Annotated in this window: 19 protein-coding genes and 1 pseudogene; 8 read left to right on the top strand and 12 right to left on the bottom strand. The window is 69.9% G+C overall.

What is annotated here, in order from left to right; all coding sequences use genetic code 11:
* Window positions 1-179 precede the first annotated feature (179 nt).
* The 4 genes from ACIBJH_RS32770 to ACIBJH_RS32755 form a co-directional block, all read right to left on the bottom strand.
* Entirely contained in the window at window positions 180-887 is a 708-nt protein-coding gene (locus tag ACIBJH_RS32770; protein ID WP_399120531.1) for a DUF2567 domain-containing protein, read from the bottom strand.
* A 34-nt stretch (window positions 888-921) separates the two neighbouring features.
* On the bottom strand, window positions 922-1,749 hold the full coding sequence (locus tag ACIBJH_RS32765; RefSeq protein WP_200714868.1) for an ABC transporter permease: 828 nt from the start codon (window positions 1,747-1,749) through the stop codon (window positions 922-924).
* 64 nt (window positions 1,750-1,813) lie between these two features.
* Window positions 1,814-2,785 carry an ABC transporter ATP-binding protein gene (locus ACIBJH_RS32760; RefSeq protein ID WP_399120716.1) on the bottom strand — a complete coding sequence of 324 codons (972 nt, stop codon included), beginning with the start codon at window positions 2,783-2,785 and terminating at the stop codon, window positions 1,814-1,816.
* Between the two features lie 123 nt (window positions 2,786-2,908).
* Window positions 2,909-4,132, bottom strand: a complete 1,224-nt coding sequence (locus tag ACIBJH_RS32755; RefSeq protein ID WP_399120530.1) for an NYN domain-containing protein — start codon at window positions 4,130-4,132, stop codon at window positions 2,909-2,911.
* Between the two features lie 227 nt (window positions 4,133-4,359).
* Between ACIBJH_RS32755 and ACIBJH_RS32750 the strand changes: the two genes are divergently transcribed.
* Complete coding sequence (locus ACIBJH_RS32750) at window positions 4,360-4,524, top strand: hypothetical protein (protein WP_019067731.1); 165 nt, start codon at window positions 4,360-4,362, stop codon at window positions 4,522-4,524.
* A gap of 83 nt (window positions 4,525-4,607) precedes the next feature.
* Here ACIBJH_RS32750 and dnaE read toward each other — a convergent pair whose 3' ends face one another.
* A complete protein-coding gene (dnaE, locus tag ACIBJH_RS32745) occupies window positions 4,608-8,147 on the bottom strand; it encodes a DNA polymerase III subunit alpha (protein ID WP_399120529.1) in 3,540 nt (1,179 codons plus the stop codon).
* Window positions 8,148-8,326: 179 nt separating this feature from the next.
* Between dnaE and ACIBJH_RS32740 the strand changes: the two genes are divergently transcribed.
* The 5 genes from ACIBJH_RS32740 (at window position 8,327) to ACIBJH_RS32720 (ending at window position 13,510) form a co-directional block, all read left to right on the top strand.
* Window positions 8,327-9,652 carry a DUF2252 domain-containing protein gene (locus ACIBJH_RS32740; RefSeq protein ID WP_399120528.1) on the top strand — a complete coding sequence of 442 codons (1,326 nt, stop codon included), beginning with the start codon at window positions 8,327-8,329 and terminating at the stop codon, window positions 9,650-9,652.
* A 67-nt stretch (window positions 9,653-9,719) separates the two neighbouring features.
* Complete coding sequence (locus ACIBJH_RS32735; RefSeq protein WP_399120527.1) at window positions 9,720-10,415, top strand: hypothetical protein; 696 nt, start codon at window positions 9,720-9,722, stop codon at window positions 10,413-10,415.
* A gap of 113 nt (window positions 10,416-10,528) precedes the next feature.
* Entirely contained in the window at window positions 10,529-11,347 is an 819-nt protein-coding gene (locus tag ACIBJH_RS32730; RefSeq protein ID WP_399120526.1) for a thioredoxin domain-containing protein, read from the top strand.
* Between the two features lie 80 nt (window positions 11,348-11,427).
* A complete protein-coding gene (locus ACIBJH_RS32725) occupies window positions 11,428-13,089 on the top strand; it encodes an alkaline phosphatase D family protein (protein ID WP_399120525.1) in 1,662 nt (553 codons plus the stop codon).
* A gap of 97 nt (window positions 13,090-13,186) precedes the next feature.
* Window positions 13,187-13,510, top strand: coding sequence for a hypothetical protein (locus tag ACIBJH_RS32720; RefSeq protein WP_399120524.1), 324 nt, complete (start codon window positions 13,187-13,189; stop codon window positions 13,508-13,510).
* A gap of 15 nt (window positions 13,511-13,525) precedes the next feature.
* Here the strand turns inward: ACIBJH_RS32720 and ACIBJH_RS32715 are convergent, their stop codons facing one another.
* Window positions 13,526-14,095, bottom strand: coding sequence for a dienelactone hydrolase family protein (locus ACIBJH_RS32715; RefSeq protein WP_399120523.1), 570 nt, complete (start codon window positions 14,093-14,095; stop codon window positions 13,526-13,528).
* 29 nt (window positions 14,096-14,124) lie between these two features.
* Between ACIBJH_RS32715 and ACIBJH_RS32710 the strand changes: the two genes are divergently transcribed.
* Window positions 14,125-15,231: a mechanosensitive ion channel family protein gene (locus ACIBJH_RS32710; RefSeq protein WP_399120522.1), complete on the top strand. Its 1,107-nt coding sequence runs from the start codon at window positions 14,125-14,127 to the stop codon at window positions 15,229-15,231.
* Window positions 15,232-15,343: 112 nt separating this feature from the next.
* On the opposite strand, the pseudogene ACIBJH_RS32705 reads toward ACIBJH_RS32710, so the two are convergent.
* The 6 genes and pseudogenes from ACIBJH_RS32705 to ACIBJH_RS32680 all read right to left on the bottom strand — a co-directional run.
* A pseudogene (locus ACIBJH_RS32705) lies at window positions 15,344-15,589 on the bottom strand (oxidoreductase); the annotation flags it as partial.
* A 122-nt stretch (window positions 15,590-15,711) separates the two neighbouring features.
* Entirely contained in the window at window positions 15,712-17,298 is a 1,587-nt protein-coding gene (locus ACIBJH_RS32700; RefSeq protein WP_399120521.1) for a Na+/H+ antiporter, read from the bottom strand.
* A gap of 92 nt (window positions 17,299-17,390) precedes the next feature.
* Window positions 17,391-17,861 carry a GNAT family N-acetyltransferase gene (locus ACIBJH_RS32695; protein WP_399120520.1) on the bottom strand — a complete coding sequence of 157 codons (471 nt, stop codon included), beginning with the start codon at window positions 17,859-17,861 and terminating at the stop codon, window positions 17,391-17,393.
* The gene (locus ACIBJH_RS32690) at window positions 17,858-18,802 is read right to left on the bottom strand and encodes an RluA family pseudouridine synthase (RefSeq protein ID WP_026178396.1); all 945 of its coding nucleotides are present in this window, start codon (window positions 18,800-18,802) and stop codon (window positions 17,858-17,860) included. The genes ACIBJH_RS32695 and ACIBJH_RS32690 overlap by 4 nt, the downstream gene beginning before the upstream one ends.
* A gap of 73 nt (window positions 18,803-18,875) precedes the next feature.
* A complete protein-coding gene (gene lspA, locus ACIBJH_RS32685; protein ID WP_399120519.1) occupies window positions 18,876-19,451 on the bottom strand; it encodes a signal peptidase II in 576 nt (191 codons plus the stop codon).
* A gap of 101 nt (window positions 19,452-19,552) precedes the next feature.
* Window positions 19,553-20,515, bottom strand: a complete 963-nt coding sequence (locus ACIBJH_RS32680; protein WP_399120518.1) for a TraR/DksA family transcriptional regulator — start codon at window positions 20,513-20,515, stop codon at window positions 19,553-19,555.
* Between the two features lie 616 nt (window positions 20,516-21,131).
* On the opposite strand from ACIBJH_RS32680, the gene ileS reads away from it, so the two are divergent.
* Window positions 21,132-24,269, top strand: a complete 3,138-nt coding sequence (gene ileS / locus ACIBJH_RS32675; protein ID WP_399120517.1) for an isoleucine--tRNA ligase — start codon at window positions 21,132-21,134, stop codon at window positions 24,267-24,269.
* Window positions 24,270-24,448: the final 179 nt, after the last annotated feature.

The raw sequence follows: 24,448 nt of genomic DNA, 5'->3' as shown, positions 1-24,448 counted from the left end.
CGCATCAAGAAGCGCCGCTCGAACCATGGACACCGGCCGGCATAGAAACACGGGTCGGCCATATCCAGCCCGTCCGGCGTTTGAGGACGAGGCCGTCCAGGCCGAAGCGGGGGTCTGGGGGCGGCAGCCCCCAGGGACGGGACGGGTAGGGGCGGCGGGGGCGAAGAAACCCCCCGCCCCTACGACAGCGGCGCCCCGTAACCGTCCGTAGGAACACCCTGCGGCTCAGGATCCCGCGGCCCGAACAACGCGATCAACCCCAGATGAACCACCAGCGCAGCGATGGACCAGGCCAGCAACGCCCCCTTCGCCCCCAACTTCAGCGGCGCCGAGAACGTGACCCCCTTGCCCACGGACTTGGCATGCGCGAGCACGTCCTTCGTCGGCCCCAGCCACATCCCCAGCCGCCAAGCGAGCAGCGAGGCCAGCAGCCCACCCACGGTCAGCGCGACCACCAGCGGCACTCCCCCACGCCGCCGCAGCAGAAACGCGGCAAGCGCACTCAGCACGCCGAAACCGACCGCGAGCAGAGTGAACGTTCCGTCCACCCCCACCGCCTGCTCGCCCTCGGAGTCCTTGAGGTAGACGACCCAGCTCTTGTCGACCACGTCCCCGACCAGCGGCACATGCGGAGCCAGCCACCACCACAGCAGCCCGAGCAGCACCCCGCCGAGCGCCACGACGACCGTGGCGACCACGGCCTCGATCAGTTCGGTCTTCATTCCGGGCCCGTCCGCGCCGTAGGACACGTCCTGCGGGGCGTACACGGGATACCCGGCGCTCGGGGCACCGGGGTCGCCCTGGGGGCCCTGGTCACCCGGCGGCTGCCACGGGTCGTGCGAGGACTGGTCACGCGGCGGCGGAGGCGGAGTCAGCGGTGCGGTCACAACGCCATCGTGCCAGGCCCGGCTGTGCGGCGCGTCACCGGACGGCGGCCCGACGGTAGGCCCAGGCGGCGACGGCCAGCGAAACGACGCCGACCGCGGCGCATACGGCGAGGTCACCGAGGACCAGCGCCCAGTCGGGGTGCGCGGCGAAGGTCTGCGCGAAGGCCTCGACGCCGTAGGTCGAGGGCACCAGGTCCCGCAGGAACCGCACCGCGTCGGGCATCCGATCAGCCGGCAACACACCCAGCAACAAAGCCGCGGACATCCCCAACTGCCCGAGCAGCGTGGCGAGTTCAGGGCGAGGCGCAAGCAGCCCCAGAGCCGCGCCGAGCCCGGCGAGGGCGGCTCCGGCGAGCGGGATCACCGCCGCGAGGATCCAGATGTTGCCCATCGGCAGCCCGAACAGCACACACCCGAAGACGGCGGTGAGCGCGGTCCCCGGCACGGTGAAGGAGGCGTACGCCCCCGCCGCCCCGAGCACCACGGCGGCGGGCGGCACCGGCAGGGTGGCGTAGTGGTCGAGCCCGCCGCTGCCGCGCAGCTGGCCGAAGTACTGGGCGAGCAGGTTGAGCCCGACGTAGGCGACGACCAGCACGGACGAGCCCGCGACGACGAACCGGGCGTCATGGCTCCCGCCGTCGACGACCCCGCGCATCATGATCAGGATGCCGACGGACTGGAAGGTCGCCACGAACAGCAGCGGGATCCGCGCGACCCGCGCCCGCGAGAGCTGTGCCCGGTACACGGCGGCCAGCGAGGGCCACAGCCGCGCCTTCGGCCCCAGCTCGGCGGCGCCTGCCCCGGCGGCCTCCGGCACGGCCAGCGGGCCACTCGGCAGAACATCGGCGGATACGACACTCACGTCCCGCTGCTCCTCTCGACGCCGGCAGTCGCCCTGTCCGATACGGATACGACGGCCCGTGTACTCATGCCTTCACCAGCCCCTGTCCGTTTCCGCCCAGGGTCAGATAGACGTCCTCCAGGCTGGGCGTGGCCAGGGTGAAGTCGTCCAGGGCGGCGAAGGCGGCCCCGCCGGTCACCGTGGCGACGGCCACCCGGGCCTCCTCGGGGGCGAGCCTGAGCGTCCAGCGGCGGCCGGACTCGACGGCCCGGTCCCGCAGCGCGGCGACCTCCGGGACGTCCAGCGGCGGTTTCTCCCGCCACACCAGCTCGACCCGCACCTCTCCGGCGACCTGTTCCTTGAGCCCGGCGGGGCTGTCGCAGGCGATGACCCGGCCCTGGTCGAGGACGGCGACCCGGTCGAGGACGGTCTCGGCCTCGATGACGTTGTGGGTGACGAGCAGCACGGTGGACCCGCGCTCGGCCCGGCGCCGGTCGACGGCGGCCCACACGGCCCGCCGCGCCACCGGATCCATCCCGGTGGTCGGCTCGTCGAGCACCAGCAGCGGGCGTTCCCCGACCAGCGCGGCGGCCACGCACGCCAGCCGCCGCTGCCCGCCGGACAGCTTCTTCAGCGGCCGTCCGGCAATGGCCGTGAGCCCCAACTCGTCCAGTACGGCGTCCCGTTCGGCCCGTGCCTCGCGCAGGTCCAGGCCGCGCAGCCGCGCGGTGGTCTCGGCGGCGAGGGACACGGTCAGTTCGTCGAGCGCGGTGGACTCCTGGCCGAGGTAGGCGAGGATCCGCGCGGCGCGCTCCGGGTGGCGGACGATGTCGTGCCCGAGGATCTCGACGCTGCCCGCGTCGGGCCGCATGAGCCCGGTGAGCTGGCGTACGAGGGTGGACTTGCCGGCGCCGTTCGGTCCGAGCAGTCCGAAGATCTCGCCCCGGCGGATGTCGAGGGTCACCGCGTCGGTGGCCCGTACCTCGGGGGTGCCCGGCGCACCGCGCCGGCCGCGCACCGCGGGATAGGTCTTGCTGAGTCCGCGCACCGCGCACACGACATCCCCACCGTGTCGAAGTGCCTGTCCCGCGCGCGTACTCACGTGGACGAGACTACGGGGTCCGCGGCCCCCGCCCGTTCGCGGGTGGGTCGAGAACCGCAAATACCCCGGTAAAGAGCGTCAATCCCCCGCGGGGGCGTGCTCGGCCGCCGTCCGTACGTCGATCTCGCGCCAGAACCCGGCCCGGATCGCGTACCTGTCGTGCTCGTCGATCTGGTCGTCCTTGTGGGCGAGGAGTCCGAAACGGGCCGCGTAGCGGAGCAGTTCCCCGTCGATGCGGTGCGGGACGCGGGGATACATTCCGGAGAGTTTCTGCAGGTGGGCGCCCTGGTCCCCGAGGCGGCCCATCCATCGGCGGGCGAACACCTGTCCGACCTCGAAGGGGTCGCCGCCGACCGTGGTGATGTCCTCCTCGCGGTCGGCCCAGCGCTGCTCGGCGGTGGTCAGCTGCGCCAGCGTCGGCATCGAGGCGACCTCGGGCGGCTCGGCGGCCCCGCCCGGCCGGTCGACCCACCCTTTGTCGGAGGACCAGCGCAGGGTGGCGCTCGCGGGATGCGGCGCGGGCGCGGCGGCTCCCGGGGCCTTGAGGCTCGCCAGGTCCTTCGGGGTGGGCACGCCCTTGGGCGCGGGGACCCGCTCCTGTGTGCCGTTCTCCGAGCCGGCCTCGGCCGCCGCGTGCTCGCCGTCCTCGACCACCCGCTCGCGCGTCGCGGGCGCCGACTCGGGCAGCGGCGCGGACAGGATCGCGGCGATCTCCGGCCTGGGCACGGGCTGCGGCGCGCACACCCCGCCGAGGTCCTTCGCCCGTACGGCCTTGGTGATCCACGTCCGGTCGAGCACCCGCCGCTCGTCGGCCTCGGCGACCAGGTCCTCGGACTGGTTGTAGTCCCCGTCGGCGGCCTGCACGGCCCACAGGTGTACGGCGACGCCGTGCTCCTTGGCGGCCATCATGCCCGGCAGCAGGTCGCCGTCGCCGGTGACGAGGACGATGTCGGAGCAGGCGCGGTTGCGGGCCAGCTCGGTCAGTTCGGCGTGCATGGCGGCGTCGACGCCCTTCTGCGCCCAGCGGCCGTCGCTGCGGGTCAGGGCGCCGAGGCGGACGGTGACCCGGGGCATCACGCGCAGCCTGCGGTGCTCGGGCTGCGGGACGCGGTCGGGGGCGCCGTCGAACCAGTAGATGCGGAGCAGGGGCCGTTCCGTGTCGGACTCGGCTCGCTCGCGCAAACCCTGGATGAGGGCGGCGTGATCGACGGTGATACGGGAACGCGAGGGCTCTCCGGCGAGGAGACTGGCCGCCGCCCCCAGCAGGTACCCGGCGTCCACCAGGACGATGCAGCGGTCCACGCGACTCACCCTCTTCCCGGTCGGTTTTGCTTCGGGCTCGCTTCGAGTCTGCCCGACCGCACTGGGGTTAACGGCCCGAAACTCGATCTTCGGCGTGGCGTTTCGGGGCTTCCGTCTCGCACCAACCATGTCACACACGGTAATTATCCGAAATGCGTTCTTCGTCAGCCTATGTGAATCTGGTCGCGGTCCCGGCCCCTAGATCCCCCCTCAGGAGGCAGATCATCATGGCCAAGAACAAGCATCGTGACCGTAAGCAGCCCCAGTCCGAGCGCGCCCAGGAGCAGGCCACGTCGTCCTCGATGGAGGCACAGGCCGAACAGCGCATATCCCAGGCGACGCCGAGCGACATGGCCCGCAAGGGCAAGCAGAAGCGCTTCGGCCACAACTGAGGCCCGTATCAAGGGTTGTTGAATGACTGAGGGGCGCGTCCGTTGGCGGATGCGCCCCTCAGTCACTTCTGCGAGTCCGTCGCTCAGCCCGCCAGGCAGGCCGGGCCGAGCAGCACCTTCAGGTCGCCGAACAGGGCCGGGTCGGGCTTCACCCGGTGCCGGTCCAGGCGCAGCACGGTGGTCTTGGTCGGGCCCTGGAGCCTGATGCGGACCTCGCTGTCGCCGCGGTGGTGGCTGAGGATCTCACCGAGCCTGCTCACCATCGGCGGGGTGACCCTGGTCGCCGGGATGGTGAGGATCACGGGCGCGTTGGTGCCCACGTTCGACACGTCCGGGACCTGCATCTCCATCGCGACCAGACGGGGCACGTCCTCGCGCTTGTCGAGGCGGCCCTTGACGAACACGATGGTGTCCTCGACGAGTTGGGTCGAGATGAGCTGGTAGGTCGCCGGGAAGAACATGCACTCGATGGAGCCCGCGAGGTCCTCGACGGTGGCGATCGCCCAGGCGTTGCCCTGCTTGGTCATCTTGCGCTGAAGGCCCGAGATGATGCCGCCGATGGTGACGACCGCGCCGTCCGCGTGCTCACCTCCGGTGAGCTGGGCGATGCCCGCGTCGGCCTTGTCGGACAGCACGTGCTCCAGGCCGAACAGCGGGTGGTCGGAGACGTAGAGACCGAGCATCTCCCGCTCCTGGGCGAGGAGATAGGTCTTCTCCCACTCGTCGGTGGTGAACTCCACGTCGAGTCCGAAGCCGGGCTCGCTGGTGTCCTCCTCGCCCATGCCGCCGAAGAGGTCGAACTGCCCCTCGGCCTCCTTGCGCTTGACCGCCACCACGTTGTCGATCATCGGCTCGAAGTGCGCGGTGAGGCCCTTGCGGGTGTGCCCGAGGGTGTCGAACGCGCCTGCCTTGATGAGGGATTCGGTGGTGCGCTTGTTGCAGGCGGCGGCCTCGACCTTGTCCAGGTAGTCGGGGAAGGAGCCGTACTTCCCCTTCGCCTTGCGGGAGCGGATGATCGAATCGACCACGTTCGTGCCGACGTTGCGCACGGCCTCCAGGCCGAAGAGGATCACGTCGTCGCCCTGGGCGGCGAAGTTGTGCACCGACTCGTTGACGTTCGGCGGGAGCACCTTGATCTTCATGCGGCGGCACTCGTTCAGGTAGATCGCGGACTTGTCCTTGTCGTCCTTGACCGAGGTGAGCAGCGCCGCCATGTACTCGGCCGGGTAGTTGGCCTTCAGGTAGGCGGTCCAGTACGAGACCAGTCCGTACGCGGCCGAGTGCGCCTTGTTGAACGCGTAGCCGGCGAAGGGGACCAGGACGTCCCACAGGCCCTGGATCGCCGCGTCGCTGTAGCCGTTCTTCCGAGCGCCCTCCTGGAAGATGGTGAAGTTCTTCGCCAGCTCGTCGGGCTTCTTCTTGCCCATCACGCGGCGCAGGATGTCGGCCTCGCCGAGCGAGTAACCGGCGACGATCTGGGCGGCCTTCTGCACCTGCTCCTGGTACACGATCAGGCCGTAGGTGACCGCGAGGACCTCTTCGAGAGGCTCCTCCAGCTCCTTGTGGATCGGGGTGATCTCCTGGCGCTTGTTCTTGCGCTCGGCGTAGTTGATGTGCGAGTTCATGCCCATCGGGCCGGGGCGGTACAGGGCCGAGACGGCGGAGATGTCCTCGAAGTTGTCGGGCTGCATCTGGCGCAGCAGCGAACGCATCGGGCCGCCGTCGAACTGGAACACGCCCAACGTGTCACCGCGGCAGAGCAGTTCGTACGTCTTGGGGTCGTCCAGGGGAAGGGCGAGCATCTCCAGGTCGATGCCCTTGTTGGACTTCACCATCTTCACGGCGTCGTCCATGATCGTGAGGTTGCGCAGCCCCAGGAAGTCCATCTTGATCAGGCCGAGCGACTCGCACTGCGGGTAGTCCCACTGTGTGATGGTCACGCCGTCCGTGTGCCGCACCCAGATCGGGGCGTGGTCGACGATGGGCTCGCTGGACATGATGACGCCGGCCGCGTGCACACCCATCTGCCGGACCAGGCCCTCGACGCCCTTGGCGGTGTCGATGACCTTCTTGACGTCCGGCTCGTTCTCGTACATCCCGCGGATCTCGCCCGCCTCGCCGTAGCGCGGGTGCTTGGGGTCGGTGATGCCGGAGAGGTCGATGCCCTTGCCGAGGACGTCGGCGGGCATCGCCTTGGTGAGGCGGTCGCCCATCGCGTACGGGTAGCCCAGCACGCGCGCGGAGTCCTTGATGGCGTTCTTGGCCTTGATCTTGCCGTAGGTGCCGATCATGGCGACCTTGTCGGCGCCGTACTTCTCGGTCACGTACCGGATCACCTCGACGCGCCGACGCTCGTCGAAGTCGATGTCGACATCGGGCATGGAGACGCGCTCGGGGTTGAGGAACCGCTCGAAGATCAGGCCGTGCGGGATCGGGTCGAGGTCGGTGATGCCCAGGGCGTACGCGACGATCGAGCCGGCCGCGGAGCCTCGGCCGGGGCCGACCGCGATGCCGTTGTTCTTCGCCCACATGATGAAGTCGGCGACCACGAGGAAGTAGCCCGGGAAGCCCATCTGGATGATGACGTCCAGCTCGTAGTCGACCTGCTTCTGGCGGTCGTCGGGGACGCCGCCCGGGAAGCGGCGCTCCATGCCGAGGCGCACCTCCTCCTTGAACCAGGTGACCTCCGTATAGCCGTCCGGGATGTCAAACTTCGGCATGAGGTTCTTGGCCTCGAACATGCCGGTGGTGTCGATCTGTTCGGCGACCAGGAGGGTGTTGCGGCAGCCCTCCTGCCAGGCGTCCGAGGAGTCCACGGCGTACATCTCGTCGGTGGACTTCAGGTAGTAGCCGGTGCCGTCGAAGCGGAAGCGGTCCGGGTCGGAGAGGTTCTTGCCGGTCTGGATGCAGAGCAGGGCGTCGTGGGCGGTCGCCTCGTGCGCGTACGTGTAGTGCGAGTCGTTGGTCACCAGGGGCGGGATGCCGAGCTTCTTGCCGATGTCCAACAGGCCGTCACGGACCCGGCGTTCGATCTCGATGCCGTGGTCCATCAGCTCCAGGAAGTAGCGGTCCTTGCCGAAGATGTCCTGGTACTCGGCAGCCGCCTTCAGGGCCTCTTCCTCCTGCCCGAGGCGCAGCCGGGTCTGCAGCTCGCCCGAGGGGCAGCCGGTGGAGGCGATGAGCCCCTCGGACCACTTGGAGATGGTCTCCTTGTCCATGCGCGGCCACTTCTGGAGCCAGCCCTCGGCGTACGCGTCCGAGGACAGCTTGAAGAGGTTGTGCAGGCCCGTCTTGTTCGCCGCCCAGATCGTCTTGTGGGTGTAACCACCGGAACCGGACACGTCGTCGCGCTTCTGGTGCGGCTGGCCCCACTGGATCTTGCGCTTGTTGCGCCGGGACTCGGGGGCGACGTACGCCTCGATCCCGATGATCGGCGTGACACCCGCTTTCTTCGCCGTGTGGAAGAAGTCGTAGGCCCCGTGGAGATTGCCGTGGTCGGACATCGCGATATGGGTCATGCCCATCTCGTTGCACGCGTTGAACATGTCCTTCAGCCGCGCGGCACCGTCCAGCAGCGAGTACTGGGTGTGGACGTGCAGGTGCGTGAACGGCGGCTTTGACACGGCTTGGCCTCCAGGGGAAACGATCGACGACGGGCAGCGGACGGTCTGGGGGGGACAGCATCGAATCCTATGCCTCGGGACTGACACAAGGCGGGCACTCCCACGTACCTTCAAGCGTTGGAAAGTGACGACAGACCCGTCACATGTCACGTACCACCCGTACCAGGAGGCACAGAGCGATGTCGGTTCCGCAGCTCAACGACGAGCACCGCGGCGAGGAGATCCTCGCTGTCTTCGACACCGCCTTCGGCGAGCTCCTGGCCGCCGATCCGGCCGCGTTCCGCGTGAAGTTCCGGAAGATGGCGGCCTCCGCCTTCGCCTTCTACCGGGGCACGGCGGCCCTCTTCTACCACGACCTCGACGCGGAGAAGCGGGGCGGCCCGTACCTGGACGACCGCACCTCACGCGTGTGGATCCACGGCGACCTGCACGCCGAGAACTTCGGCACGTACATGGACTCCAACGGCCGCCTGGTCTTCAACGTCAACGACTTCGACGAGGCCTACGTCGGCCCGTTCACCTGGGACCTGAAGCGCTTCGCGGGCTCCATCGCGCTCCTCGGGTACGCGAAGGCGCTCAGTGACGGGCAGATCACCGAGCTGGTGAAGATCTACGCGGGCGCGTACCGCGAGCGGGTGCACGCGCTGGCGACCGGCGCGAAGAGCGACGAGGTGCCGCCGTTCACCCTGGACACCGCCGACGGCCCGCTGCTGGGCGCGCTGCGCACGGCCCGCTCGCTGACCCGCTTCGAGCTGCTGGACTCGATGACGGAGATCCGCGACTACGAGCGCCGGTTCGCTTCGGGCGGCGGCTCCATCGAGCTGGACGCGGCCACCCGCTACAAGGTCCTCGCGGCCTTCGACGGCTACCTGGAGACCCTCCCCGAGTCCTCCCTGGACCGCCCGGACTCGTACCGCGTGAAGGACGTCGTCGGCCGCCGCGGAATCGGCATCGGCTCGGCGGGGCTGCCGTCGTACAACATCCTTCTTGAGGGCAACAGCGACGCCCTGGAGAACGACGTGGTGATCTACATCAAGCAGGCCCAGACGCCGGCCGTCTCCCGGCACATCACGGACGCGGCGATCCGGGACTACTTCCAGCACGAGGGCCACCGCACGGTGATCTCCCAGCGCGCCCTCCAGGCGCACGCGGACCCGTGGCTGGGCTGGACCGAGCTGGACGGCTCGGGGCAGCTGGTCGCCGAGGTGTCGCCGTACGCGGTGGACCTGGACTGGAGCGACATCGACGACCCGGAGGAGATCGCCGCCGTCGTCGCCGACCTCGGGCGGGCCACGGCCACCATGCACGCGGCGGCCGACGACCAGTCCGGCGAGTCCCTGGTGCCGTTCTCCACCGAGCGCGCCATCGACGCGGCGATCGCGGCCGACGAGGACGGCTTCGCGGGCGTCCTGGTCGACTTCGCGCACGACTACGGCACGCGCGCGCGTGCCGACCACCAGATCTTCGTCGACCTGTTCCGCAACGGCCGGATTCCGGGTCTGTAACCATCCGTACGCTCACAGGAACCCTTTAAGGGTCCCTTACCGGAGCGCATGACACACTCACTCCGCTATGGACATATCCGGGATCCAGCTCAGGGCCGTACGCGCGGCGCTGTTCACGGCACTGGTCGTGACGCTCAGCACCGCGTCGCACGTGCTGCTGTCCCGGGTCCCCCTTCCGTTCGGCACGGTGGCCGCCATCGCGGCCACCGTGTTCGTGCTCGCGTACGCGCTGGCGGGCCGCGAGCGCGGCTTCGGCCGGATCGCCGCACTCCTGATCCCGCTGGAACTGGCCGCCGACACGGTCTTCACCACCGGCCAGCACGCCTGCTACGGCAGGGCGGGCGGCCCGGTCGCCGGACCGCTGCGCGCGGTCGGCCTGGACGTGCTGTGCAGCGGCGGCAGCGTGGGCACCCCGCTGGCCCGGATGACCGACGATCCCCAGCAGGCGGCGGCGCTGCTCGCGCACACCGACGCCACCGCCGCCTGGCTGCTGCTCGGCGCGCACATCGGCGTGGGACTGCTGGCCGCCGCGTATCTGCGCCGCGGCGAGCGCGCGCTGACCGAACTGCTGCGCGCGGCGACGGCGGTCGGCTTCCGGCCGCTGCTGCTCGCCGTCACCGCGTTGACGGGCCGGCGCACCCCCGCGGTCAGCCGGCTGCCGCGCACCACGCACCGTACGGCCACCGCCCGTGAGCGGCTGCTGGTGCACTCCCTGGGACGGCGTGGACCGCCGTGCTCGGTGGCGAGCCCCCTCGCGGTCTGAACACGTCCGCGCACCGGCACCCGGGCACCACGAGCATCACGAGCACCCCTGTGTAGTCCCCCCATACGTATTCCGCGCACACCCTGTGCGCGTCCCTGATGGAGATCACCACCATGAGCAAGCGGAACAGCGCGGCGGCGAAGACGGCGGCCCGTGAGCGGCTGCGCGCCGAGCGCGAGCGCCAGGCCAAGCGGGCGAAGGTCAAGCGGCAGCTCATAGTCGCCGGTTCGGTCGTCGGCGTCCTCGCGATAGCCGGCGGCATCGGCTATGCCGTCGTGCAGAGCAACAAGCCCAGCTACTGGGAGGGCCTGAAGGACGCCAAGGTCACCGCCCCGGCCAACACCACGGGCACCAAGGGCACGACGGTCGTCATCGGCAAGTCGACGGCCAAGAAGACCCTCAAGGAGTACGAGGACCCGCGCTGCCCCGTCTGCGCCCAGTTCGAGCAGACCGTCGGCTCGACCGTCATCAAGGACATCGACGACGGCAAGTTCAAGATCCAGTACATCGGTGGCACGTTCATCGACAACAAGGACAACGGCGTCGGCTCCAAGAACGCGCTGAGCGCCCTGGGCGCCGCGCTGAACGTCAGCCCCACCGCGTTCCTGGAGTACAAGTCCGCGCTGTACTCGACGAAGTACCACCCGGACGAGACGACCGACAAGTTCAAGGACGACAGCTACCTCATCAAGGTCGCCGACACGGTCTCCGCGCTGAAGAACAACACGAAGTTCCAGACCGCGGTCAAGAAGGGCACCTACGACGCCTGGGCGATGGCCATGTCGAAGACCTTCGACACCAACAAGGACGGCGTGACGGGCACTCCGAGCTTCGTCATGGACGGCAAGATGCTGACCGCCGACAGCGCGGGCAACGCGCCCATGACGGTGGCCGACTTCAACAGGGTGGTGGACGCGGCCCTGAAGGGCTGAACCAACGGCCGGTGGAAGAGCGGGCGAACTTTCACGAGTTCGCCCGCTCTCGTTAATACCGGTCAGTAACCTGGTCGCTCGTGACCAGTCGATACAGAGCACCCGAGGGCGCCAACTCGCCCTCCCCGCGCCGCCGTACGGTCGTCAAGGCCGCGGCCGCCACCGCCGTCCTGGCCGGCCCACTGATCGCCGCGCTGCCCGCCGGGGCCGCCACCGACACCCCCGCCTTCCTCCATGGGGTCGCCTCCGGGGACCCGCTCCCGGACGGAGTCCTGCTGTGGACCCGGGTGACACCCACCGCCGAGGCGGTCCCGGGTTCCGGGCTCGGCCCGGACACCGAGGTGAGCTGGACCGTCGCCACCGACAAGGCGTTCACCACCGTCGTCTCCAGGGGCTCGCTCACCGCGACCGCCGCCTCCGACCACACCGTCAAGGCCGACATCCGAGGCCTGGCCCCGGCCACCGACTACTGGTTCCGCTTCTCGGCCGGCGGCACCGACTCCCCGGCGGCGCGCACCCGCACCGCGCCGGCGGCGGACGCCGACGTGTCCGGCCTCCGCTTCGGCGTCGTCACCTGCGCCAACTGGGAGGCGGGCTACTTCTCCTCGTACCGCCACCTCGCGAACCGCAACGACCTCGACGCCTGGCTGCACCTGGGCGACTACATCTACGAGTACAAGTCCGGCGAGTACGGGACGCGCGGCACGGTCGTACGGCCGCACGCTCCGCTGAACGAGATCGTCACGCTCGCCGACTACCGCACCCGGCACGGCAGGTACAAGACGGACCCCGACCTCCAGGCGCTGCACAGCAAGGCGCCGGTGATCGCGATCTGGGACGACCACGAGCTCGCCGACAACGCCTGGTCGGGCGGCGCGGTCAACCACACCGAGGGCGCCGAGGGCACCTGGACGGCACGCCAAGCCGCCGCGAAACAGGCGTACTTCGAGTGGATGCCGGTCCGCCCGGCCATCGCGGGCACCACCTACCGCCGCCTGCGCTTCGGCAGACTGGCGGACCTCTCCCTCCTCGACCTGCGCTCCTTCCGTTCGCAGCAGGCGAGTTCGGGCAGCGGTTCGGTCGACGACCCGGACCGTACGATCACGGGTCGCGCCCAACTCGACTGGCTGAAGGCCGGGTTGAAGGCGTCGGACACCAAGTGGCGGCTGGTCGGCAACTCGGTGATGATCGCGCCGTTCGTCATCGGCTCACTCACCGCCGACCTGCTCAAACCGCTCGCCAAGCTGCTGGACCTGCCGCAGGACGGCATCGGCGTCAACACCGACCAGTGGGACGGCTACACCGACGACCGCCGTGAACTCCTCGCCCATCTGCGCGCGAACGCGATCGGCAACACGGTCTTCCTCACCGGCGACATCCACATGTCCTGGGCCAACGACGTGCCGGTGGACGCCGGCACCTACCCGCTCTCGCCGTCCGCCGCAACGGAGTTCGTGATCACCTCGGTGACCTCCGACAACCTCGACGACATGGTGAAGGTGCCCGAGGGCACGGTCTCCGCGCTCGCCGCCCCGCTCATCCAGCTCGCCAACCGGCACGTCCACTGGGTCGACACGGACCGCCACGGCTACGGCGTCCTCGACATCACCGCCGACCGGGCGCAGATGGACTACTACGTCCTGTCCGACCGCACCTCGCCCACCGCGACCTCGGCCTGGGAGCGGTCGTACCGCACGCGCAGCGGCACGCAGAAGGTGGAGCGGACCTACAACCCCGTGTAGCCGCAAAACAGTTGGAGTGGTCTAGGCCCCGCTGTGTTCATTGCAACTCGTCAAGATCGACCACGATTGGAGTCAAGTGGCCACCCCCCAAGGTGTTTTGACAAAGACCGCAGTGCTCACGGCCGCCCTGGCTTTCGCCGGGCTCACGTCGACGTCCGCCCAGGCCCTGGAGAACACGGCCGCGGCGGCGCCGCAGTATGTCAACCTCGTCACGGCCGAGAGCTCTCCCATATATTCCCAGCCCACGTCCTCGTCGACGCGGTTCCGCACGGAGGCGGCGGGCACGACCCTGCGGATCCAGTGCTCGACCACCAACACCCCTTCGGGGGCGATGTGGTACAGGCTCTACGACGCCAAGCCGACGTCCTGGGTGTGGTCCGGGCACTTCATGTCGCTGGTCAACCCGCCCAAGAAGTGCTGACCCGGTAGGCAGCCGCTACAGGCTGTCGAGGAAGGCGAGCGCCACCCGCCAGGTGGCCTCGGCGGCCTCCTCGTCGTAGTCGGGCAGGCCGGGGTCGGTGTACAGGTGACCGGCTCCGGCGTACCGGTAGATCTCCACATCCGCACCCGCCCTGCCCATCTGCAGATACCACGAGCTGAGCCAGTCGTCGGTCTCGAACTGGTCCGGCTCGGCGACATGCAGCTGGACCGGCAGATCGTCCACGGAGGCGGTGGCGGCGATGTCCGAGGTGCCGTGCAGAAGCAGCAGCCCGCGGGCCTTCTCATCGCCGAGGGCGAGGGTCTGGGCGACGGAGGCACCGAGCGAGAACCCGGCGTAGACGAGCCCGCGCTCGGAGTAGGGAGCGGCGGCCAGCACGGCCCGCTTCAGCAGCTCGTCCTTGCCGATCCCGTCGTTGAAGGCCATGCCCTCCTCGACCGTCTCGAACGTCTGCCCCTCGAAGAGGTCCGGCGTCCACACCTCGTGGCCCGCGGCGCGCAGCCGGTCGGCGGCCTCGCGGACCGCCGGCCGGAGTCCGTACGTCGAGTGGAAGAGCATGATGTTCATGAAGCCATCGTGCCAGTACGGTCGGACACATGGAGAACGTACTGCGCCCGCTGATCGTCATCGGCGGCTCCGTCGTCCTCACGCTGCTCATCGGCTGGGTCACCGACCTGCTGCTGCGCAAGGCGGACGCCCGGCACGACGACACCACGCTGTGGGGTCTGCTGCGCCGAGGCCGCGTCCCCTACCAACTACTGCTCTGCGCAGCCTTTCTCAGAGGCTCCTACGACCAGGCGCAACTCCTTGAGGAACACCGGGTCGGCATCGGCCAGGCCCTGACCCTGGTGCTGATCGGCGCCACCGCCTGGCTGATGATCCGGGTCGCCGCGGCGATCGTCGAGTCGTCGTACGCGCGCTACGCCCGCGCCTCCCGCGACGCGGCCCGGGTCCGCCGGGTCCGGACCCAGGTGACGCTGATCACGCGGGTGGTGGCGGCGATCGTCGGGGTCGTGGCGGTCGCCGCGATGCTGCTCACCTTCCCCGCGATGCGCGCAGCCGGCGCCTCGCTGCTGGCCTCGGCCGGCGTCCTCGGCATCGTCGCCGGTGTCGCCGCGCAGTCCACGCTCGCCAACCTCTTCGCGGGACTGCAGATCGCCTTCGGCGACATGGTCCGCATCGGCGACACCGTGGTGGTGGACGGCGAGTGGGGCACGATCGAGGAGATCACGCTGACCTTCCTCACGGTACGGACCTGGGACGAGCGCCGGATCACCATGCCGGTGTCGTACTTCACGTCCAAGCCGTTCGAGAACTGGTCGCGCGGCACCCCGCAGATGACCGGCATCGTCTACTTCCAGGTCGACCACTCGGCCCCCGTCGACGCGATGCGCGAACAGCTCCGCGAAATCCTCCGCGCCTGCCCCGCCTGGGACGGCCGCAGCTACGGCCTGGTCGTCACCGACACCACCCCCAACACCATGGAGGTACGGGCCCTGGTCACGGCGAAGGACGCGGACGACATCTGGACGGTACGGGTCACGGTCCGCGAACAGATGATCCGCTGGCTGTACGTGGAACACCCGTACGCCCTCCCCCGCGTCAACACGGCGGACGCAGCACCGATACCGGGCGAGGACACGTCACCCAACGGGAGTTCGGGGCGGGCGGCTCATGAGCCGCCGGGGGGGGGGGGGGGGTGACGGACCGGGGATCGGTACGTGGTCGGCTCGGGCCCGGTGGGGGCGGGTCGCGCAGTTCCCCGCGCCCCTGAGCGGTTGGCGTCGGGACGCTTCAACACTTGAGTCGGCCCCCTCAACGCCCCCGCTCCGCCCCGCCGTTGACCTGAATCACCTGCCAAGTGACATGCCCCGCGGCCGACGAGGCAAGCCAGCGCAGCGTCCCGGCGACATCCCCAGGTGCCCCGGCCCGACCGGCCGACGTGTCGCGGATCATCCACTCCCGCCGGGCCTCCGCGATCTCCGGCCCGAGATCCCGGGCCAGATCATGGGCGTACGGATGCAACGCGGCCTTGGCCGCGCCGTACGCCCCGCTCCCCGCCACTGATTACGACGTTACGAGCCATGACCAGAACGTACGCGCAGCCGCCGACGGCGCCCGGCCCCCACGGGAGACGTCCACCCTCCAGCCGACGGTGAACGGGCGGTGCGCGGGTGGGAGACTCACCGCAGACTACGCACGTCGAGATGCCGCAGCACCCGGTCCACGATCTCCGGATCCGCCCCCGGCTCACTCCGCGCCGCCAGCACCTCGTGCCGCGCCGCGCTCATCATCTCCCCCTGGATCCGCCGCATCCGCTTCACGCGCTTGACCCGCTTCTCGTACGCCTCCCGCCGCTCCCCGTCCCCCACCTCGGGAGAGATCCGCACCCCGATGTCGAACGCCCGCCGCAGCAACTGCTCGGACACCTCCTCGGGCAGCTCCTCCACGTCCTCGATCTCCCGCAGCCGCCGCTTCGCGGCCTTCGCCGCCCGCACCGCCAGCTCCTTCTCGAACGCCTTCTCGCTGTCGGTGTCGGCCCGCACCCCGAGCCGCTTCACCAGCCACGGCAGCGTGAGCCCCTGGATCACCAGCGTCGCCATGATCACGCCGAACGCGATGAACACGATCTCGTCCCGGTCGGGAAACGCCGACCCGTCGTCCATCGTGAGCGGGATCGCCAGGGCCAACGCGACCGACGCCACGCCCCGCATCCCCGCCCACCACATGATCACGGTCTCCCGCCACGACGTCGGGATCTCCTCGTCGTAGTCCCGCTTGGCGTGCAGCCGTTTGGTCAGCCAGGTCGCCGGCAGGAGCCACGCCAGCCGTACGACCACGACCACGCCGACGATCGCGCCGGCCCAGCCGAGCATCTCGCCCCACCGCCCGGACGCCGTACGGATCGCGTTGTGCAGTTCCAGCCCGATGAGCCCGAACGCGACCCCGGTGACCAGCGTGTCCACCACGTCCCACACGGTCGCCCCGGCGAGCCGGGTCAGCACGTCGTCGGCGCCGAGGGCGTACTCGGCGAGGAACAGCGCGGTGGTGAGCACGGCGAGCACCCCGGAGCCGTGCAGTTCGTCGGCCAGGACGTACGAGGCGTACGGCACCAGGAGGGTGAGTCCGATCTGCAGCGTGGCGTCGTCGAGCGCCGACATCAGCTTGTTCGCGGCCCAGCCCAGGGCCAGTCCGACCGCCACGGCGACGACGGCGGACAGCACGAAGTCGAGCCCGGCGCGCCAGAAGTGGAAGGAACCACTGACGGCCGCGGCGATCGCCACGTGGTACAGCACGATGGCCGTGACGTCGTTGAAGAGGCCCTCGCCCTCCAGGATCGACACCAGCCGCCGCGGCAGCCCGAGTTGGCCGGCGACGGCGGTCGCGGCGACCGGGTCGGGCGGCGCCACCAGCGCGCCGAGCGCCACGGCGGCGGCGATCGGCAGCCCGGGCACGATCGCGCTCGCGACGGCGGCCACGGCGAGGGTGGTGACGAACACCAGCGCCACGGCCAGCAGGAAGATGGGCCGGATGTTGGCGGTGAACTGCCGCCAGGACGTGCGCCGTACGGCCGCGTACAGCAGCGGTGGCAGCAGCAGGGGCAGGATCAGCTCGGGCGGGACGTTCACGTTCGGCACGAAGTCGGCGATCGCGAGGGCCATCCCGAGAAGCGTCATGAGCACCGGCGCCGGCAGACCGAACCGGTCCCCCAGCGGGACACTCACCACGGCCCCGAGCAACAGGACGAAAAGCAGGGCCAATTGATCCACGGTCAGGGCTCCGGCGGGATCTCGACGTTCATACAGCGGTCGCCCCAGCCTGCCACGCCGCCCGGCTCACCAGCTCTTTCGACGCCCTTCCGTCACAGGGCGCGCCGCATCGCCCGGTGCGGGATGCCGGCGTCGGCGAACTCCGGGCCGTACACCTCGTAGCCGAGCCGTTCGTAGAACCCCAGCGCGTGTGTCTGCGCGTGCAGGTCGACGGCGGCCAGCCCACGCGCGCGTGCCGCGTCCTCGATGGCCCGCACCAGCGCGACTCCGACCCCGAGCCCCCGCGACTCCTTCGCGACGGCCAGCCGCCCCAGGGAACCCACGGTGAGATCGCCGTCGGACTTCGCCGCGGCCACCTCGCCGTACAGCAACCGCCCGGTGCCCAACGGCAGCCCGTCCTCCCGCACGGCGAGCACATGCGTCGCTACGGCGTCGTACTCGTCGTACTCAAGCTCCTGGGGCACGCCCTGCTCGACGACGAAGACCTCCTTGCGCACCGCGAAGCAGGCCTCACGGTCGGCCGGGTCCTCGGCGACGCGCACCGCGTACGGCGTCGGACTCATGCGTACGTCTCCTCGCGCACCAGGTCCAGGGCCTGCTGGAGGTCGTCCGGGTAGCCGCTCTCGAACTCGACCCACTGGCCGTCGGCGGGGTGCTCGAAGCCGAGCCGTACGGCGTGCAGCCACTGGCGGGTCAGGCGCAGCCGCTTGGCGAGCGTCGGGTCGGCGCCGTACGTCAGGTCGCCCACGCACGGGTGGCGGTGGGCTGCCATGTGCACGCGGATCTGGTGGGTGCGGCCGGTCTCCAGCTTCACATCGAGCAGCGAGGCCGCGCGGAACGCCTCGATGAGGTCGTAGTGCGTGACGGACGGCTTGCCCTCGGCGGTGACCGCCCACTTGTAGTCGTGGTTCGGGTGGCGGCCGATGGGGGCGTCGATGGTGCCGCTGGTCGGGTCGGGGTGACCCTGGACCAGCGTGTGGTAGCGCTTGTCGACCGTGCGCTCCTTGAACTGGCGCTTCAACGAGGTGTACGCGCGCTCCGACTTCGCGACCACCATCAGGCCGGAGGTGCCCACGTCAAGGCGGTGCACGATGCCCTGGCGCTCGGCGGCACCGGAGGTGGAGATGCGGTATCCGGCGGCGGCCAGTCCACCGATGACCGTGGTCCCGGTCCAGCCGGGGCTGGGGTGGGCGGCGACGCCGACCGGCTTCACGATCACGATCACATCGTCGTCGTCGTAGACGATCTCCATGCCCTCGACCGGCTCGGCGACGATCTGCACGGGCGCGGGCGCCTGCGGCATCTCGACCTCAAGCCAGGCCCCGCCGTGCACCCGCTCGGACTTCCCGACCACCGAGCCGTCGACCGTGACCTTCCCCGCCGAGGCCAGCTCGGCGGCCTTCGTACGGGAGAAACCGAACATCCGGGAGATGGCGGCGTCGACGCGCTCGCCCTCCAGGCCGTCGGGCACGGGCAGGTTTCGGATCTCGGGAACTGTGCTCACTCGGTCGAGTATGCCGGACGGGTCCGACACCGCCTTACCCGATCCCGTGCGCGCAGGCCTCGGTGATCCGCGTTCAGTCCTTGTGGACCGTGCCGTCCGGGTCGAGGCCGCGGAAGGAGAGCAGCACGATCAGGATGCCGCCGCAGACGATCGCCGAGTCGGCGAGGTTGAAGACGGCGAAGCCCTTGGGCGCGATGAAGTCGACGACCTCGCCCTGGAAGATGCCGGGCGAGCGGAAGATCCGGTCGGTGAGGTTGCCGAGCGCGCCGCCCAGCAGCAGCCCGAGCGCGATCGCCCAGGGCAGGCTGTAGAGCTTGCGGGCCAGCCGGGCGATCACCACGATCACGGCGGCGGCGATCATCGTGAAGATGACCGTGAAGGCCGCGCCGAACCCGAAGGCCGCGCCGGGGTTGCGGATCGCGTGGAACTCCAGCCAGTCCCCGAAGACCTCGATCGGCGCGTGGTGCTCCAGCTTGGCCACCACGAGCAGCTTGCTCACCAGGTCGAGGGTGTACGCGAACGCGGCCACCGCGAACAGCACCGCGATCCGGCGCCTGCCCCTGGGGCGCACGCTCTCGTCCCGCTCCGGCTCGGCCCCCGCCGCCTCTGGGGTATCCGGCGTACCGATGATGCGCTCCGCCTCTGCCACGTGAGTCCCTCGAACCTAGGTACCTGACTGAGGAAGAGGGTACGGCACACCTCTCGGCACCCCCTGTACCGGCGTTCGGTACCGGCGTTCGGTACCGCCGCTCAGTACCGGCGCTCCTGCTTCTGCTTGCACTCGACGCACAGGGTGGCCCGCGGGAAGGCCTGCATGCGCGCCTTGCCGATAGGGTTGCCGCAGTTCTCGCACAGGCCGTAGGTGCCCGCGTCCAGCTTCCCGAGGGCGCGCTCGGTCTGGATCAGCATCTCGCGCGCGTTGGCGGCCAGCGCCATCTCGCTCTCCCGCGTGATGTTCTTGGTGCCGGTGTCGGCCTGATCGTCGCCGGCACCGTCCCCGGAGTCCCGCATCAGACCGGCGAGGGCCCGCTCGGTGGACGTGATCTCCTCGCTCAGCCGCTCGGCGTCGGCCAGCAGCTCGGTGCGGGCCTCCTCGACCTCCTGAGGCGTCCAGGGGTCCTCGCCCGGGCGGACCGCCAGCTCGCCCGGCCCGGCCGCCGCGGCGAGCCGCGCCTTGGGAACGGGTGTCTTCGCCGCCGTGGCCGTACCAGGAGTCTTCTTCGCAACCACCGTCGTGGCTCCCGTCTGCTCCGCGGCCCGCGCCGCGCCCGCCATTGCCTTCTTGGCCGCACTCTTCGTGCGCTTCGCGCTGTTCGTCGTCGTCCTGGCGGTCGCCGCCGACTTGGCCGTCGGCTTCGCGGCCGACTTCTTCTCAGTCGGCTTCTTCGCGGCCGACCTCGTGGCCGTCCTGGTCGCGGTGCCCTTCGGGGACTCGTTCAGGGCGACGGCCGCCTTCGGGGCTGCCGTCTTCTTCACAGCCGCCTTTTTCGATGCCGTCTTCTTCGGAGCCGTCTTCTTCGCATCCACAGCCGTCGCCTTCGCGGCCGTTCTCTTCACCGTCGTCTTCTTCGAGCCGGTCGCCTTCTCCGATGCGGTCGCCTTCTCCGATGCGGTCGTCTTCTTCGCCGCGGTCGTCTTCTTCGAAGAAGCCGCCCTCGTAGCGACCGCCTTCTTCGCCGCGGTCTTCTTCGTTGCGGTCTTCTTCGCCACCATGGCCGCGGCCCCTTCACATTTTGTGATCACGCACGCGAATCGTGCTGGGACGATAAATCGACTTGAGTCCCGCGGCAACGGGGCACGCCGCCCGATTCGTCCACCCTTCCGGCCCCGCGCGGCGAGCCTTCAAGCGTTGTGCCCAGCTCCCCGCCGGGTAATCCGCCGAGCCGGACACCCCGAACCTCGAACGCGCGTTCAGCGCCATTCGAGTCATACGGCAGGCCGAGAAGCCTCCGCGCGAAGCACCCGCCGAGGCCCCCGCAAAACCGGTCGGCCGCTGTCGGCGCGGGCCCGTACACTGGGCGGAGCGAGAAGCGTGGATGGGGACGAGTAGCGGCGTACGCAGCCCAGAGCGACCCGGGGACGGTGGAAGCCCGGGGGCGAGCGCGACGTGAAGATCACCCCGGAGCCGCCGGAAGAAAGCCGCAGCCGACCGGCCGTGGCGAGTAGACCCGGTATCGCGACCCCAATGAGGGGGCTCACTGGTGCGCAGGGTGCACCGGGGAGCCAAGGAGGGTGGTACCGCGGGAGCGCGCCGCACACGGCGTACGGAAAGTCGTAGCTCTCGTCCCTCCGGACGGAAGGCAGAAAGTCCGCCGGAGGAAGCTCGCTGATGACAACGCCGACGTACCGCCAGGTGCCCGCCCAGGTCGACCTGCCCGCGCTGGAGCACGCCGTGCTCGACTTCTGGCGCGAGCAGAAGATCTTCGCCAAGACCCTGGACCAGTCCGAGGGGCGCCCCGAGTGGGTGTTCTACGAGGGCCCGCCCACGGCCAACGGCATGCCGGGCGCCCACCACATCGAGGCGCGCGTCTTCAAGGACGTCTTCCCCCGCTTCCGGACCATGCGCGGCTACCACGTGGGCCGCAAGGCCGGCTGGGACTGCCACGGCCTCCCGGTGGAGCTGGCGGTCGAGAAGGAGCTGGGCTTCACCGACAAGCAGGACATCGAGGCGTACGGCATCGCCGAGTTCAACGCCAAGTGCCGTGAGTCCGTGACCCGTCACACCGACGCCTTCACCGAGCTGACGACCCGCATGGGGTACTGGGTCGACCTCGACGACGCCTACCGGACCATGGACCCGGAGTACATCGAGTCGGTCTGGTGGTCCCTCAAGGAGATCTTCAACAAGGGCCTGCTGGTCCAGGACTACCGCGTCGCCCCCTGGTGCCCACGCGACCAGACGGGCCTCTCGGACCACGAGCTGGCGCAGGGCTACGAGACGGTCGTCGACCCCTCCGTGTACGTCCGTTTCCCGCTCACCTCCGGTCCGCTGGCCGGCCGTGCCGCGCTCCTGGTGTGGACGACGACGCCCTGGACGCTGGTGTCCAACACGGCCGTCGCCGCCCATCCCGGGGTCACCTACGTCGTCGCGACGAACGGCGAGGAGCAGCTCGTCGTCGCCGAACCGCTGCTCGCCAAGGCCCTCGGCGAGGGCTGGGAGACCACCGGTGAGACCTTCACCGGCACCGAGATGGAGCGCTGGACGTATCAACGTCCGTTCGAGCTCGTGGAGTTCCCGGAGCCGGCCCACTACGTGGTGAACGCGGAGTACGTGACGACCGAGGACGGTACGGGTCTGGTCCACCAGTCCCCCGCCTTCGGCGAGGAGGACCTCAAGGTCTGCCGCGCGTACGGCCTGCCGGTCGTGAACCCGGTCCGTCCGAACGGCACGTTCGCCGAGGACGTCCCGCTCGTGGGCGGTGTCTTCTTCAAGAAGGCCGACGAAAAGCTCACCGAGGACCTGAAGGACCGCGGTCTGCTCCTCAAGCACGTGCCGTACGAGCACAGTTACCCGCACTGCTGGCGCTGCCACACCGCGCTGCTCTACTACGCGCAGCCCTCCTGGTACATCCGCACCACGGCCGTCAAGGACCGTCTCCTCCAGGAGAACGAGAACACCAACTGGTTCCCGGACACCGTCAAGCACGGCCGGTACGGCGACTGGCTGAACAACAACATCGACTGGGCGCTGTCCCGCAGCCGCTACTGGGGCACCCCGCTGCCGATCTGGCGCTGTGCGGACGACCACCTCACGGTCGTCGGCTCCCGCGCGGAGCTGACCGAGCTGACCGGCACCGACCAGTCGGGCCTCGACCCGCACCGCCCGTTCATCGACGCGGTCACCTTCGCCTGCCCCCAGTGCGGGGAGACGGCCACGCGCGTGCCGGAGGTCATCGACGCCTGGTACGACTCGGGTTCGATGCCGTTCGCGCAGTGGGGCTACCCGTACAAGAACAAGGAGATGTTCGAGTCCCGCTACCCGGCTCAGTTCATCTCCGAGGCGATCGACCAGACCCGCGGCTGGTTCTACACGCTGATGGCCGTCGGCACCCTGGTCTTCGACAAGTCGTCGTACGAGAACGTGGTGTGCCTCGGCCACATCCTCGCCGAGGACGGCCGCAAGATGTCCAAGCACCTGGGCAACATCCTGCAGCCGATCCCGCTGATGGACCAGCACGGGGCCGACGCGGTGCGGTGGTTCATGGCGGCGGGCGGCTCCCCGTGGGCGGCACGCCGGGTGGGCCACGGCACCATCCAGGAGGTCGTCCGCAAGACGCTCCTGACGTACTGGAACACGGTCGCCTTCCAGGCCCTGTACGCGCGCACGTCCGACTGGGCACCGAGCGCGGCGGACCCGGCCCCGGCCGACCGCCCGGTCCTGGACCGCTGGCTGCTGTCCGAACTCCACGCGCTCACCGACCAGGTGACACAGGCTCTGGAGTCCTACGACACCCAGCGCGCCGGCAAGCTCCTGTCGGCGTTCGTCGACGACCTCTCCAACTGGTACGTCCGCCGCTCCCGTCGCCGCTTCTGGCAGGGCGACAAGGCCGCGCTGCGCACCCTGCACGAGGTCGTCGAGACGGTCACCAAGCTGATGGCCCCGCTGACCCCGTTCATCACCGAGCGGGTCTGGCAGGACCTGATCGTCCCGGTGACCCCGGGCGCCCCCGAGTCGGTCCACCTCTCCTCGTGGCCGGAGGCGGACCTGTCCGTCATCGACCCCGAGCTGTCCCAGCAGATGGTCCTCGTACGGCGCCTGGTGGAGCTGGGCCGGGCCACGCGCGCGGAGTCGGGCGTCAAGACGCGCCAGCCGCTGTCCCGCGCGCTGATCGCGGCGACGGGCTTCGCCGCCCTGGACCGCGAGTTGCACGCGCAGATCACGGAGGAGCTGAACGTCGAGGGGCTCGCCTCGCTGAGCGAGGTCGGCGGCTCGCTGGTCGACACCACGGCGAAGGCCAACTTCCGCGCCCTGGGCAAGCGGTTCGGCAAGCGCGTCCAGGATGTGGCGAAGGCCGTCGCGAACGCCGACGCGGCCGCGCTGTCCCTGGCCCTGCGCGAGGGCACGGCGACCGTCGAGGTGGACGGCGAGACCATCACGCTGGCTCCGGATGAGGTGATCATCACAGAGACCCCGCGCGAGGGCTGGTCCGTGGCCTCCGACTCGGGGGCGACGGTCGCGCTCGACCTGGAGATCACGGAGAAGCTGCGGCAGGCGGGCCTGGCCCGTGACGCGATCCGGCTGATCCAGGAGGCCCGCAAGAACAGCGGCCTCGACGTGGCCGACCGGATCGCGCTCCGCTGGACGTCGACGGACCCTGAGGTCATCTCCGCGCTGGCCGAGCACGCGGCTCTCATCGCCGACGAGGTGTTGGCCACGGACTTCGCCCAGGGCGAGGCGGACGACGCGTACGGCGACCCGTTCACGGATGAAGGTCTGTCGCTGGTGTTCCGCCTCCGTAAGGCGTAAGCACCACTGGTGTGAGGAAAGGGCCCGGTCTCCATGGAGGAGACCGGGCCCTTTCCTGTTGGCTCGGGTGGGGCCTGGAACGTGCGCGGTTCCCCGCGCCCCTGAAGGCCAAAGGGCGGGCCCCCGGAAGAACTTCCGGGGGCCCGCCCTTTGAACGCTGCCGACGCCCAAGGCGTACT

The organism is Streptomyces sp. NPDC050548 (assembly GCF_044457385.1).
Taxonomy (GTDB): Bacteria; Actinomycetota; Actinomycetes; order Streptomycetales; family Streptomycetaceae; genus Streptomyces.
Note: the sequence above shows the minus strand (reverse complement) of the source record. Positions and strands in the feature narration are given on the sequence as shown.

Bases quoted from the DNA above. Each gene is read 5' to 3' on its own strand.
- ACIBJH_RS32750 (WP_019067731.1), top strand. From the start codon at position 4,360: ATGGCCAAGAACAAGCATCGTGACCGTAAGCAGCCCCAGTCCGAGCGC.
- ACIBJH_RS32740 (WP_399120528.1), top strand. From the start codon at position 8,327: ATGTCGGTTCCGCAGCTCAACGACGAGCACCGCGGCGAGGAGATCCTC.
- ACIBJH_RS32735 (WP_399120527.1), top strand. From the start codon at position 9,720: ATGGACATATCCGGGATCCAGCTCAGGGCCGTACGCGCGGCGCTGTTC.
- ACIBJH_RS32730 (WP_399120526.1), top strand. From the start codon at position 10,529: ATGAGCAAGCGGAACAGCGCGGCGGCGAAGACGGCGGCCCGTGAGCGG.
- ACIBJH_RS32715 (WP_399120523.1), bottom strand. From the start codon at position 14,095: ATGAACATCATGCTCTTCCACTCGACGTACGGACTCCGGCCGGCGGTC.
- ACIBJH_RS32710 (WP_399120522.1), top strand. From the start codon at position 14,125: ATGGAGAACGTACTGCGCCCGCTGATCGTCATCGGCGGCTCCGTCGTC.
- ACIBJH_RS32695 (WP_399120520.1), bottom strand. From the start codon at position 17,861: ATGAGTCCGACGCCGTACGCGGTGCGCGTCGCCGAGGACCCGGCCGAC.
- ACIBJH_RS32680 (WP_399120518.1), bottom strand. From the start codon at position 20,515: ATGGTGGCGAAGAAGACCGCAACGAAGAAGACCGCGGCGAAGAAGGCG.
- ileS (WP_399120517.1), top strand. From the start codon at position 21,132: ATGACAACGCCGACGTACCGCCAGGTGCCCGCCCAGGTCGACCTGCCC.